Annotated in this window: 10 protein-coding genes; 4 read left to right on the top strand and 6 right to left on the bottom strand. The window is 61.1% G+C overall.

The window, feature by feature from the left end; all coding sequences use genetic code 11:
• Positions 1 to 900 (bottom strand): homocysteine S-methyltransferase family protein, encoded by a 900-nt coding sequence (locus AOA59_RS15715; RefSeq protein ID WP_099488222.1) that lies wholly within the window; start codon positions 898 to 900, stop codon positions 1 to 3.
• A gap of 113 nt (positions 901 to 1,013) precedes the next feature.
• Between AOA59_RS15715 and AOA59_RS15710 the strand changes: the two genes are divergently transcribed.
• From AOA59_RS15710 to AOA59_RS15700, 3 genes are all read left to right on the top strand, one after another.
• Complete coding sequence (locus AOA59_RS15710; RefSeq protein WP_068932278.1) at positions 1,014 to 1,835, top strand: ABC transporter substrate-binding protein; 822 nt, start codon at positions 1,014 to 1,016, stop codon at positions 1,833 to 1,835.
• Positions 1,832 to 2,662: an amino acid ABC transporter permease gene (locus tag AOA59_RS15705; RefSeq protein WP_069785755.1), complete on the top strand. Its 831-nt coding sequence runs from the start codon at positions 1,832 to 1,834 to the stop codon at positions 2,660 to 2,662. The genes AOA59_RS15710 and AOA59_RS15705 overlap by 4 nt, the downstream gene beginning before the upstream one ends.
• A gap of 167 nt (positions 2,663 to 2,829) precedes the next feature.
• The gene (locus tag AOA59_RS15700; RefSeq protein WP_069785756.1) at positions 2,830 to 4,101 is read left to right on the top strand and encodes an autotransporter domain-containing protein; all 1,272 of its coding nucleotides are present in this window, start codon (positions 2,830 to 2,832) and stop codon (positions 4,099 to 4,101) included.
• An 83-nt stretch (positions 4,102 to 4,184) separates the two neighbouring features.
• Here AOA59_RS15700 and oadA read toward each other — a convergent pair whose 3' ends face one another.
• Entirely contained in the window at positions 4,185 to 5,993 is a 1,809-nt protein-coding gene (gene oadA / locus AOA59_RS15695; protein ID WP_099488221.1) for a sodium-extruding oxaloacetate decarboxylase subunit alpha, read from the bottom strand.
• A gap of 11 nt (positions 5,994 to 6,004) precedes the next feature.
• Positions 6,005 to 7,420 carry an acetyl-CoA carboxylase biotin carboxylase subunit gene (locus tag AOA59_RS15690; protein WP_003213442.1) on the bottom strand — a complete coding sequence of 472 codons (1,416 nt, stop codon included), beginning with the start codon at positions 7,418 to 7,420 and terminating at the stop codon, positions 6,005 to 6,007.
• Positions 7,421 to 7,616: 196 nt separating this feature from the next.
• Here AOA59_RS15690 and AOA59_RS15685 point away from each other — a divergent pair, with 196 nt between their 5' ends.
• Positions 7,617 to 8,591, top strand: coding sequence for a LysR family transcriptional regulator (locus AOA59_RS15685; RefSeq protein WP_065932057.1), 975 nt, complete (start codon positions 7,617 to 7,619; stop codon positions 8,589 to 8,591).
• On the opposite strand, the gene AOA59_RS33145 is transcribed toward AOA59_RS15685, so the two are convergent.
• The 3 genes from AOA59_RS33145 to AOA59_RS15670 all read right to left on the bottom strand — a co-directional run bounded on the left by AOA59_RS33145 (position 8,521) and on the right by AOA59_RS15670 (position 12,824).
• Positions 8,521 to 8,715 (bottom strand): PA3496 family putative envelope integrity protein, encoded by a 195-nt coding sequence (locus tag AOA59_RS33145; RefSeq protein ID WP_074854535.1) that lies wholly within the window; start codon positions 8,713 to 8,715, stop codon positions 8,521 to 8,523. The genes AOA59_RS15685 and AOA59_RS33145 overlap by 71 nt on opposite strands.
• A gap of 206 nt (positions 8,716 to 8,921) precedes the next feature.
• The gene (hexR, locus tag AOA59_RS15675; RefSeq protein ID WP_003177007.1) at positions 8,922 to 9,788 is read right to left on the bottom strand and encodes a transcriptional regulator HexR; all 867 of its coding nucleotides are present in this window, start codon (positions 9,786 to 9,788) and stop codon (positions 8,922 to 8,924) included.
• 162 nt (positions 9,789 to 9,950) lie between these two features.
• Positions 9,951 to 12,824 carry a bifunctional diguanylate cyclase/phosphodiesterase gene (locus AOA59_RS15670; protein WP_099488219.1) on the bottom strand — a complete coding sequence of 958 codons (2,874 nt, stop codon included), beginning with the start codon at positions 12,822 to 12,824 and terminating at the stop codon, positions 9,951 to 9,953.
• Positions 12,825 to 13,090 lie beyond the last annotated feature (266 nt).

Below are 13,090 nucleotides of genomic sequence, written 5' to 3'. Positions count from 1 at the left end.
TTAGGCCAGCTTCTGGGCGAGCACGGCAATGTGTTCCGGCCCAATCCCGCAGCAACCGCCCAAATGGCTGGCACCGCGTGCCTGCCAGTCGGCGGCCCAGTGCAAGTAGCCGGGCGGGTCGAGATCGTCACGCAGGGGGTCGAGGCCATCGTTCGCGGTGGCCTCCTTGGGTTGCGGCGGGAAGGCGTTAGCGTACGCGCCGATCTGAATGCTCACCCCCAGGCGCTCAAACGTTTGGCGCGCGGTATCAATGGCTGCACCAATCACCTCCGGCTGGCTGCAATTGAACAGCAGCACCGCCACACCCAGTTGCGCGGCCGCTTCAGCCGCGTCTGCCACCGGTTCGCCAGAACGCAGGCGTGGCACCTCATCGGTGTCTTCATCCTTCAAGGTAAACGACAGCCAGAACGGTTTTCCGTCCTGCGGCAGGCAGGCATGAATAGCCCGGGCCTCAACGATCGAACTCTGGGTTTCCGCCAGCCATAGGTCGACATGGGGCGCCAGGCCATTCACCAGTGGCGTCAGCAGTTCGCTGACTCGGCCGGCCTCGAACAAATCAGGCCGGTAGGAGCCGAACAGCGGCGGCAATGAGCCTGCCACGCGCACCGTCTGGCCTGAAGCCTGTACCGCACGTCGGGCCAATTCACCGGCCAACGCCGCAAGGGCCTGGCCTTCGGCAGCAAACCGCGCTTCGCCAATATGAAACGGCACAACCGCGTAGCTGTTGGTGGTGATCACGTTGGCACCGCTCTGGATATAAGCCGTGTGCACCGCCTCAACGGCCTGCGGCGCTTCGCTCAACGCCAATGCCGACCACTCCGGCTGCCGAAACGGCGCGCCCCGGCGTTGCAGTTCACGGCCCATGCCACCATCGAGAATTATTGCGTTTGCTGCGCCCATATGCTTTTTACTCATATGCTTATGAAAATAACTCACTATGAGAGTCGTTCTTATAACTATTTAATGCGTACCGTCCGGTTAATAACAACCCTTTTCTTATTCAGGTGTCGATTGTGAAACTTAAACCGCTGTTGGCCCTGGGCCTGACGATGCTGGCTGCCTCTACCCAAGCCTTTGGCGGTGCAACCCTTGACCGGGTTGAGCAGAAAAAAGAACTGGTGGGCGTGCTGATGGAAAGCTACCCACCGTTCTCGTTTCTCAACGAGCAGAACCAACTGGATGGTTTTGACGTCGACGTGGCCAAGGCAGTGGCGCAGAAATTAGGCGTGAAGCTGCGTCTGGAAACGCCGTCCTGGGATGTGATTGCCGCAGGTCGATGGGGCGGGCGCTACGATATTTGCATCTGCTCCATGACCCCGAGCAAGGCCCGCGCCGAGGTGTTTGATTTCCCGGTGGAGTACTACGCCTCGCCTGCGGTGATCGTTGTCAATGCCAAGGATGAGCGCATCCACGGCGCCAAAGACCTCAGCGGCAAGAAAGTCGGCCTCACCAGCGCGTCCAGCTATGAAAGCTACCTGAACAAGAACCTGGTGATCGAAGGCGCCGAAGAAACGCAACTTCAGTACCCGTTCGAGGATGTGCAGATCGCCCCGTACGACACCGATAACGTCGCCTTCCAGGACCTGGGTCTGGGCGCCGGTGTGCGCCTGGATGCGATCCTCACCAACCTGGTCACGGCCCAACCGCGCCTGAACCAGGACAAGCGCTTCAAGCTCGCCGGTGAATCGCTGTATGCCGAGCCCAATTCGGTGGCCATCGAGAAAGGTGACCCGCAGTGGGACGCCAAGGTGCGCGAAGTGTTCGCACAGTTGAAACAGGACGGCACCTTGAGCAAGCTGTCGCAAAAATGGATCGGTGCCGATATCAGCAAATGACCGCCTTCCCGACACCCCCCAAGCCGCCGGTGAACGCATCGCGGCTACAGCGACTCTTTGGCTTTCGTACGCGGTTGTACCTGACGTGGGCAGCGCTGTTTTGCCTGTTCGCCAGCTTCTTCCTGAGCTTTGACCTGAAGTTCTCGATCATCCTCGACAAGCTGCCCAACCTGGTCGGCGTGCACCTGGCGCCCAACGGGTTTTTGCAAGGCGCAGCGCTGACGCTGTTTCTGTGCCTATGCTCGATAGTCGCCTCGTCGGTGCTGGGTTTTATCACCGCGCTGGGGCGCCTGTCGAAAAGCGCCGTGGCCTTTGGCATTGCGAGTTTTTACGCATCGTTCTTTCGCGGCACGCCGCTGTTGATCCAGATCCTGCTGATTTATCTGGGCCTGCCCCAACTGGGCCTGGTGCCAGGCGCCCTCGTCGCCGGGATCATCGCGCTCTCGCTGAATTACGGCGCTTACCTGAGCGAAATATTCCGCGCCGGCATCCTCGGTGTTCCCCACGGCCAACGGGAAGCCGCCCTGGCCCTGGGCATGCGTGACAGCGCGATCTTCTGGCACGTCACCCTGCCCCAGGCCATGCGCACCATCGTGCCGCCCGCCACCAACCAGTTCATCTCCATGCTCAAGGACTCGTCCCTGATCTCGGTGATGGGCGTGTGGGAAGTGATGTTCCTGGCGCAGTCTTACGGGCGATCAAGCTATCGATACATCGAAATGCTCACGACCGCCGCAATCATTTACTGGGTGATGTCCCTCGGGCTGGAACTGATCCAGGCGCGCCTGGAGCGGCACTACGGCAAAGGCTATGTGCGGCGGGGGTGACGCTCAAGGCAACAGCCACAACCACACGCTGACAAGCCAAAGGCAAATACGGTTTTAATCGCACCGCAGTAGAGACAACTCCCGCAAGCCAGGGGTCGATAGCCCGACAGTTATCACCTCGCGATCTCGCTAAATTCCCGGCCTCATTCATCAGAGGTCACGACTTCATGCCCTTTTCCGCCCTGAACCTTGCACGCGCTATTGCCCTTGCTGTTGGCGTAGCCAGTTCGCCCTTTACCTTGGCAGCCACTCCCTTCAAGTTCGAACTCGACGCGGCCAATGACCCGTGGCATTACGAGCCTCCGGCCGAGATCGTCCCCCTCGACAGCTACTTCAACCAGGCGACGACTCATAACGGCCAGCAACTGGCCGCGGTGCTTAAACCTGCATTGCAACGTGCACTGCAAGCCGGCGACCTGACCTCGGAAGAAATCAAAAGCCTGCAAAAAGCCGCTGACGCCCTGTCCCAACAACCAGGCGGCCTGGGTGCGGCGTTCGAGCAGTTGGCAGGCAGCCAGAATGCCAACTTGGCGGGCGCGACCCAAAACGCCACCGCGCACATCAGCCACTCATTGCTCTCAACCCTGCGCACGCTGCCCAACGATGGCGACGGCCACTTTTGGATGCAAGGCCTGGGCAACGGCGGCAAGCTCGATAAACAAGGCGGCGGTGACGGTCTCAAGCACGACACCAAAGGCTTGATGCTGGGCGCCGATTGGGCCGTGGGTGACGCCTGGCGAGTCGGTGTAATGGGTGCCAGGTCCACCAGCGAGCTGCAAGCTCAACGTTTCAAAGGCGAGCTCGACAGCTTGCACCTGGGCGGCTATGCCGTGCGTCAGGACGGCCCATTGGCCCTGCGGCTGGGGGCGTTCTACAGCGATCACGCGGGCAAGAACAAACGTGACGTCAACTTGCTCGGCTTCAAGGAGCAACTCCAGGGCAACTATAACGCTCAAAGCCAAACGGTGTTTTCAGAGCTGGGTTACCAATTGGGCAGTGCCGACCTACACGTAGAGCCCTTCGCAGGCCTGGGCTATCAGCGCTATCACCGCGACAGGTTCAAAGAAAAGGGCGGTTTGACCGCGCTGAACGTCGGCTCACAGACCCAGCAAAACCTGAACAGCACCGTTGGCCTGCGGCTGGCCACGGTGTACCGGTTCGACAATCGGATGAGCCTCACACCCCACCTGAGTACTCATTGGAAGCACCTCTACGGAGAAGTCGACAGCCAAGTGCGCCAATCCTCTCGCGCCGCACCGGGGGTCATCGACAGCTTCACCGTCACCGGCTCCTCGCTGGACCGCAATAGCCTCGGCATGCAAGCCGGCCTCGACCTCGCCTTGTCGACCGAACACAGTGTCGGCCTGACCTACAGCGCCCAAGCCGGTACCCAGAGCCGCAGCCAGGGCCTGACGGGCGAGTGGAAGATGAATTTTTAAACCGCGCTGATCGGTAAATTTCAGGCAAAAAAAAGGGGGGCACCTGCCCCCCCGAGGATTAAGCGGTAGTGTCGAAGGCTGTATCAGCCTTCGATTTCAATCAGGATTTCGCCAGGGTTGACCCGGTCGCCCTTGGCCACATGAACGGCGGTTACCTTGCCGGCAATCGCTGCCTGCACTTCGGTTTCCATCTTCATGGCCTCAGTAATCAGCACCGCCTGGCCGGCTTTGACCACGTCGCCTTCCTTGACCAACACGTCGACGATGTTGCCCGGCATCGCCGTGCTGACATGGCCCGGCTCGGTTGCATGCTTGCGCTTGCTGCCGCCGCTGCTGACAAACTCGTTGAGCGGTTCGAACACCACTTCTTCGGGCATGCCGTCGATGGACAGGTAGAAGTGGCGCTTGCCTTCGGCTTTCACGCCGACACCGGTGATGTCCACACGGTAGCTTTCGCCGTGCACATCGATGACGAACTCAGTCGGCACGCCTTCGCCACCGGCACGTGCTACACCGCCGGCTTCGGGGATCGGCAACAGCACTTCAGGCGTGAGGGTGCCGGCGTCACGTTCTTCGAGGAACTTGCGCCCGATGTCCGGGAACATGGCGTAGGTCAGCACGTCTTCTTCGGACTTGGCCAATGCGCCGATTTCGCCGCGCAGCTTGGTCATCTCCGGCTTGAGCAGGTCGGCCGGGCGATGGTCGATCACCTCTTCGCTACCAATAGCCTGGCGACGCAGCTTCTCGTTCACGGTGCCCGGCGCCTTGCCGTAGCCGCCTTGCAGGTAGAGCTTCACTTCGTTGGTGATGGTCTTGTAGCGCTCACCGGCCAGCACGTTGAAGAACGCCTGGGTGCCGACGATCTGCGAGGTCGGCGTGACCAGCGGCGGGAAGCCCAGGTCTTCACGCACCCGCGGGATTTCGGCCAGCACTTCGCTCATGCGGTTGAGAGCGCCCTGCTCTTTCAACTGGTTGGCCAGGTTGGAAATCATCCCACCCGGCACCTGGTTGACTTGCACGCGGGTGTCGACGGCGGTGAACTCGCTTTCGAACTGGTGGTACTTCTTGCGCACGGCGTAGAAGTACAGGCCAATTTCCTGCAGCAGTTCCAGGCTCAGGCCAGTGTCGAATTCGCTGCCTTTAAGGGCGGCAACCATCGACTCGGTGCCGGGGTGGCTAGTGCCCCAGGCGAAGCTGGAAATGGCGGTGTCGATATGCTCGGCACCGTTTTCGATCGCCTTGAGTTGGCACATCGCAGCCAGGCCAGCGGTGTCATGCGAATGGATGAAGATCGGCAGGCTTTGCTCTGCCTTCAACGCCTTGACCAGTTCGCCGGTGGCGTACGGGGTCAGCAAGCCGGCCATGTCCTTGATCGCCACCGAGTCACAACCCATGGCTTCCATTTGCTTGGCCTGGGCCACGAATGCCTCGATGGTGTGCACCGGGCTGGTGGTGTAGGCAATGGTGCCTTGGGCATGTTTGCCGGCAGCTTTGACCGCTTCGATAGCCACACGCAGGTTACGCACGTCATTCATGGCGTCGAAGATGCGGAACACGTCGATGCCATTCACAGCAGCCTTGGCGACGAAGGCTTTGACCACGTCGTCGCTGTAGTGGCGGTAGCCCAGCAGGTTCTGGCCACGCAGCAGCATTTGCAGGCGTGTGTTAGGCAGCGCGGCGCGCAGCTTGCGCAGGCGCTCCCACGGGTCTTCCTTGAGGAAACGCACGCAGGCATCGAAGGTCGCGCCGCCCCAGACTTCCAGGGACCAGTAGCCGACTTTGTCGAGCTTGTCGCAGATCGGCAGCATGTCATCGGTGCGCATGCGGGTCGCCAGCAGCGATTGGTGGGCGTCGCGCAGGATGGTATCGGTTACGAATATTTTCTTGGACATTGTTGTATTCCTCACAGGCCTGCGTGGGCGGCGATGGCGGCGGCGATGGCCAGGGCCAGCTCTTCGGGTTTGCGCTTGATCGAGTAGTTGGTCAGCTCAGGGTGGCTTTCCACGAAACTGGTGTTGAACTGGCCGCTGCGGAATTCCGGGTTGCGCAGGATTTCCTGGTAGTAGGCGGCCGTGGTCTTCACGCCTTGCAGGCGCATGTCGTCCAGGGCACGCAGGCCGCGGTCCATGGCTTCTTCCCAGGTCAACGCCCACACCACCAGTTTCAGGCACATGGAATCGTAGAACGGCGGGATGGTGTAGCCGGTGTAGATCGCCGTGTCGGTGCGCACGCCGGGACCGCCGGGCGCGTAGTAACGGGTGATCTTGCCGAAACTTGGCAGGAAGTTGTTCTTCGGGTCTTCGGCGTTGATGCGGAACTGCAACGCGAAACCACGGTGCTGAATGTCTTCCTGTTTCACCGACAGCGGCAGCCCCGATGCGATGCGGATCTGCTCCCGCACGATGTCGATGCCGGTGATTTCTTCGGTGATGGTGTGCTCTACCTGCACGCGGGTGTTCATCTCCATGAAGTACACCTCGCCCTCGGCGAGCAGGAACTCCACGGTGCCGGCGTTCTCGTAACCCACCGCCTTGGCGGCGCGCACCGACAGGTCACCGATGTAGGCGCGCTGTTCCGGGGTCAGTTGCGGGCTGGGAGCAATTTCAATCAGCTTCTGGTTACGCCGTTGGATCGAGCAATCGCGCTCGAACAGATGCACCACATTGCCAAAGCTGTCACCGAGGATCTGCGCCTCGATGTGCTTGGGATTGACGATGCATTTTTCCAGGAACACTTCCGCCGAACCGAACGCCTTGGTGGCCTCGGAAATAACACGAGGGAAGGCTTGTTCAAGTTCTTCGCGGCTGTTGCAGCGACGGATACCGCGGCCGCCACCACCGGAGGTAGCCTTGAGCATCACCGGGTAACCAATGCGGTCGCCTTCGGTGAGGGCTTCGGCGATATCGGCGACGTTGCCTTCGGTGCCCGGCGTGACCGGCACACCGGCCTTGATCATGCTACGGCGCGCTTCGGTCTTGTCGCCCATGCGGCGGATCACTTCGGCCGACGGGCCGATGAACTTGATCCCGCGCTCGGCGCAGATATCTGCCAATTCGGCGTTTTCCGACAGGAAACCATAGCCTGGGTGCAAGGCGTCACAACCGGTTTCCACGGCCAGGTTCACCAGCTTGCGCGGGTTCAGGTAACCGGCCAGCGGTTCGGCACCAATGCTGTGGGCTTCGTCGGCACGTTTAACGTGCAACGCGTGGCGGTCGGCGTCCGAGTAAACCGCGACCGAGCGAATGCCCATCTCGGCGCAGGCACGCACGATTCGTACGGCAATTTCACCACGGTTGGCGATCAGGATCTTTTTTATCACTTGGAAATTCCCTTGAGCCGATTGCTGCGTTCTACGACCCGTTGGATCCGAGTCGGCGCGTGACCAAATGTTTCATGACAGTCGCGAGACACACACTATGCGCACCGAAGGATTAACAAAAATCAATAATTATTGGGTTGTGTATAAGTAAAGACTTATAGTTGGCCGAGCGGCCCAGGGCGAGAGGATTTAAATAATGCGTAAGTCATTGATGCGTATGACATTGCGTCAATTGCAGATTTTCAATGAAGTGTGTGATTTACGGTCCTACAGCCGCGCAGCCGAGGAAATGTCTCTCACCCAACCCGCCGTAAGCCTGCAAATTCGCCAGCTTGAAGAGCTGATCGGCCAGCCGCTGTTCGATTACGTCGGCAAAAAGCTCTACATGACTGAAGCCGCCGAGGCCTTGCAGCGCGCCAGCCGGGATATTTTCGGGCGCCTGGAAAACCTCGATATGCAGCTGTCGGACATGCAGGGCTCACTGCAAGGCCAACTGAAACTGGCGGTGGAATCCAGCGCCAAGTACTTCGTGCCGCACCTGTTCGCAGCCTTTAAACGCCAGCACCCGGAGGTGCAGTTGCACCTCACGGTGGTTAACCGCACCCAGGTGATTCGCAGGCTTTCGGACAACCGTGATGACTTGGTGATCATGTCCATGGTGCCTCAGGACATGGGCCTGGAATTCCTGCCGTTCCTGAACAACCCGATTGTCGCCGTGGCACCGCTCGACCACCCGCTGAGCCTGAAAGGGCCGCTGCGCCTTCAAGACCTGGAACCCTACACGCTGCTCATCCGCGAACCAGGCTCCGGCACGCGGCTGGCCTGCGAGGAGTACTTCAAGGAAAAACGCGTGCACTTCACCCAGACGGTGGAAGTAGCCTCGGCCGAGGCGCAGCGCGAATGCGTCAGCGCAGGGTTGGGCGTGGCATTGCTGACGCGCCACGCAGTCAACCTGGAGCTGGCCACCGGCGGGCTCAAGGAGCTGCCGGTGGAAGAACTGCCGCTGTACCGCAGTTGGTGCCTGGTGCAGGCCAAAGCCAAACGCCTGTCACCGGTGGCCCATGCGTTCCTGGGCTTTATCCGCAGCGAACGCGTACAGATCAGCGCGCTGGCTGAGCGCTTCGCTGGGCAGCCGCGGGTGCCTGCCAGTGGAGTTCCGGGTAGTCACTGATGCTCTGGAGCAGTTGGCGCTCCTCACAGCGGTCTTCGATTGCGCGACGGAACGCCATGCGGCGCTGGTCTTCTTGCTGACGACGGGTTTTGACGGTGCTGCTGTCTTCGTAGTGCCGGGCCATTTCGAGTCTCCCAATGCGAGTACGGGGAGTACAGAATGGGGGCAAGGGATGACGTTTTGGCGGCGCGAGGGTTACAGGACGATGAATCTTCTGAACTGATCGTTCCCACGCTCTGCGTGGGAATGCAGCCTTGGACGCTCCGCGTCCCGCGACGCAGAGCGTCGCAAGAGACGCTCCCACGCAGAGCGTGGGAGCGATCAAACCCACTAATCGTCGAGGGCTTTGACGGACTTGGGCGACAACCGCAGGCTGCGCAAGCTGCGCTTCACGCTCTTGAGGTGGTTGACCAGGCTCGGCCCGCGCGCCATGGCCACGCCCATCGCCAGCACGTCGATCACCACCAGGTGGGCGATACGCGAGGTCAGCGGCGTGTAGATCTCGGTGTCTTCGTGCACGTCGATCGCCAGGTTGACCGTGGACAGCTCCGCCAACGGCGTCTGGCTCGGGCACAGAGTGATCAACGAAGCGCCGCTTTCACGCACCAGGTTGGCGGTGATCAGCAGGTCTTTGGAGCGCCCGGACTGGGAAATGCAGATGGCTACGTCGGTCGGCTTCAAGGTCACCGCCGACATCGCCTGCATGTGCGGGTCGCTATAGGCCGCAGCGGTGAGCAGCAGGCGGAAGAATTTGTGCTGGGCATCAGCGGCGACGGCACCCGAAGCACCAAAACCATAAAACTCTACGCGCTGGGCCTGGGACATGGCGGTCACGGCCTTTTGCAGCTCAACCGGATCGAGTTTCTCGCGCACTTCCATCAGCGTGTGCAAGGTGGTGTCGAAGATTTTCAGGCTGTAGTCGGCGACGGAGTCGTCTTCATGGATCGCAAACTGCCCGAAGCTCGCACCGGCCGCCAGGCTTTGCGCCAGCTTGAGTTTCAAGTCCTGGAACCCGGAACAACCGATGGCACGGCAAAAGCGCACGATGGTCGGCTCACTGATGCCCACGCTGTGGGCCAGGTCGGCCATGGAACTGTGCATCACGGCCGCAGGGTCAAGCAGCACGTGATCGGCAACCTTGAGTTCCGATTTGCGTAACAGGTGGCGCGACTGGGCGATATGTTGCAACAGGTTCAAAGGGCAGGACTCTTGTTATTGGCAGACGCCAGGGATGTAGCAAGCTTGTAGTTATACTACAAGAATTACCGTTTTGCCCGCCCGATGCATCACTAAATCGCCCTGATGCCCTTTGAATCAGCGGGCAGCCGCCTTGTAGCCACAGGGGCGGCGTGGCGGTCTTTAAGGAACGTCTGCATTTTTTCGTAATAAATCTGCCAACCCTTCAGCGGCCATCGGCCGGCTGATCAAGTAACCCTGTACTTCATCGCAGCGTTCGCCGCGCAGGAAATCCAGCTGCTGCTGGTCTTCCACACCTTCGGCCACCACCTTGAGCGCCAGCCCGTGGGCCATGGCGATGATTGCACGAGTGATGGCCGCATCTTCCCGGCCCTGGCCAAGCCCACGGATAAACGTCTGGTCGATCTTCACGTAATCCACGGGGATGCGCTTGAGGTAGCTGAGGGACGAATACCCGGTGCCGAAGTCATCGATGGCCAACTTCACGCCCAAATCGCGCAATTGCTGGAAGGTCGCAATGATGTGCTCAACGCTGTCGAGCAATTGGCTTTCGGTCAGCTCCAGCTCCAGGTATTGCGGGTCCAGGCCGGTTTCTTCGAGCACTTGGCGCACCAGGCTGACCAACTTGCCCTGGCGCAGTTGGTGCACGGAAAGGTTTACCGACACGCGGATCGGCGCCAGCCCCTGGCGCTGCCACTCGCACGCCTGCCAGCAAGCCTGGCGCAGCACGAATTCGCCCAGCGGCACGATCAGGCCGGTTTCCTCGGCCAAACCGATAAAGTCCCCCGGCGGCACCATGCCCCACTGCGGGTGCTCCCAACGCACCAGCGCCTCGGCGGCGTTCAGCTTGCCCGTGGCCAGGCACAGTTTCGGTTGGTAGAACACCGTGAGCTGGCGCTCGTCGATAGCCTTGCGCAGGTGGTTTTCCAGCTGCAAACGCTCCAGCGTGCTGGCTTGCAGGCTGTCGGTGTAGAACTGGAAATTGTTGCCGCCCAAATGCTTGGCGTGCTGCATGGCCATGTTGGATTGGCTGACCAGCGCAGAAATTTCCCGCGCATTGTCCGGCAGCAAGCTGACGCCCATTGAGGCGCTGACCACCAGCTCATGCCCCTCCACCGTCACCGGCACCCGCAACTTGGCGAGCAGCCGCGTGGCCACCCGTGCCAGGCTCGACAGGCTGCCGTAAGCATCGAACAGCACGGCAAACTCATCACCGGACAGGCGTGCGATGGTGTCGGCTTCGGGCAAGGCATTGATCAGACGGCGGGCCATTTTCTGCAACAGTTGGTCGGCGACTTCATGGCCGAGGCTGTCGTTGAGCAGCTTGAAGCGGTCCAGGTTGATATGCAGCAGCGCCAGGCTGCGCCCGCCCTGCCGCACCCGCGCATGCGCCTCACGCAGGCGTTCGCGAAACAGCGAACGGTTGGCCAGGCCCGTCAGCTCGTCATAGTGAGTGAGGTAGCGCATGCGCTCCTCGGATTCACGCCGCGCCGACAAATCGGCGAAGAAGCCCACAATATGGCTCACTTTTCCCCGAGCATCGCGCACTACATTCAATTGCAGCCACTGCGGGTACAGCTCGCCGTTCTTGCGCGTTTCCACCAACTCGCCCTGCCAGGTGCCATGGCTGAGCAGGGCCTGGCGGATCACCGGGAAGTGGCGGCGGGCGTCGCGGCTGCTGGGCAGTTCGACAACATTGCGGCCGATCATGTCGTCGATTTCAAAGCCGGTGACACGGCTGAAGGCCTGGTTGACGGCGATCAGCACGTACTCGGGGTCCAGAATTACGATGCCTTCGCTGGCCGCTTCGAACACCGTCGAGGCCAGGCGTTGCTGCTCCTCCAGGGCCTTGTCGGCGCTGATGTCGCGGCGCGTGCCGAGCATGCGCGTAACGCGGCCGCCGGGCGTGCGCTCCACGGCGCGGCCACGGTCTTCAATCCACACCCAATGGCCGTCGCCATGGCGCACGCGGTATTCCACCTGGTAATCCTCGCTGCGCCCCTTGAGATGCTCCACCAGCGCGCGCTTGAGCAGCGGCAGGTCTTCGGGGTGCAGGCGCGGCTTGAGGTGGCTGAGCATCGCCGTGACGTACTCGGGCTCCAGGCCGAACAACTCTTTGAGCTGAGTGTGATGCACCTCGTCGGTTTGCAGGTTCCAGTCCCACAGGCCCAACTCACTGGCTTGCAGGGCCATGGCCAGGCGCGCTTCACTTTTATTCAGGGCCAGGCTGGCGGCGTCCAGCTCCTGGCTGCGTTGCGTCACGCGGTCTTGCAGGCCGATTTGGGCGTCGCGTAATTCCTGTTCGGCCTGGCGACGTTGGCCGACTTCGCGCACCAGTTCCTGATTCAACTGCTCGCTGCGTTGCTGCGCCTGCTGAAGATGCTCGATCAGCGCCTGGTTCTGAAAACGTCGCAACAAGCCGCGCTGGATCAGGCGGTTGACCTGCCAGGCCACCAGGCTCAACGAGGCCAGCAGGATCAGGCCAAGCACGCCCCAGCCTTGTTGCTGCGCAGTGCCGTTCCAGAACAGATAGACAATCGCCGGCACCAGACACGGCACGGCAAAGGACAGGAACGCCGGCAAACTCACGGCATAGGCCACGCTGGCCGACAGCGTCGCGGCGCCGATCAGGCCGAACACCCAGGCCTGCTGCATAAAGCTGTCCGCCGGCACCAGGGCGATGGCGGCGGTGGCCAGGGTCAAGCCACTGACCGCCGAGCCGAGCATGAACATGCGCCGCCAGATCGGCAGGGCCTGGCGGCTGGGCATCGCCGAATCGAACGCCGCTACCTGGATCACACGCAGGGCCACCAGGGCGAGCAGCCAGACCAGCCAGATGCTGTCCAACAGGTATTGCTTGGGGTTCCACAGCAACCAGGCGCAGACCAGGCCGTTGACCAGCATCAATAACGTCGGCAGCAAGGAGCCTTGATACAACAGGCGAGTGCGTTCGACCGCCATCTCGGTTGCGTAATGTTTACGGATGACCTGCGCGGGCGCCACCGAGGGGCCAAACAGGTCGGGACTGAGGGTCATAGGCAGTGTTCTTATAATGGTGAGCCCGAAACGTGGACGGAGCATACACAAGCAAACGCTTGGGCCAAACTGCTCCAAGTCATAAAATCCCCACGGTTTTTACCCGCAAACTTCGCGGCCAAAGCGCTTGAGCTAGACAGTGCGCGGGCTGTGGGCCATGACCAACCGGTCATCACCGCCAGCAGAATGTTTGCGCGGCCAGGATCGCCCGGAATGTTTTGTATCGACCACCCGGCATTGGGATTTGCCCGACTCCCCGCAGCACC

This window comes from Pseudomonas sp. 2822-15, from assembly GCF_002742515.1.
Lineage (GTDB): Bacteria > Pseudomonadota > Gammaproteobacteria > Pseudomonadales > Pseudomonadaceae > Aquipseudomonas > Aquipseudomonas salomonii.
Note: the sequence above shows the minus strand (reverse complement) of the source record. Positions and strands in the feature narration are given on the sequence as shown.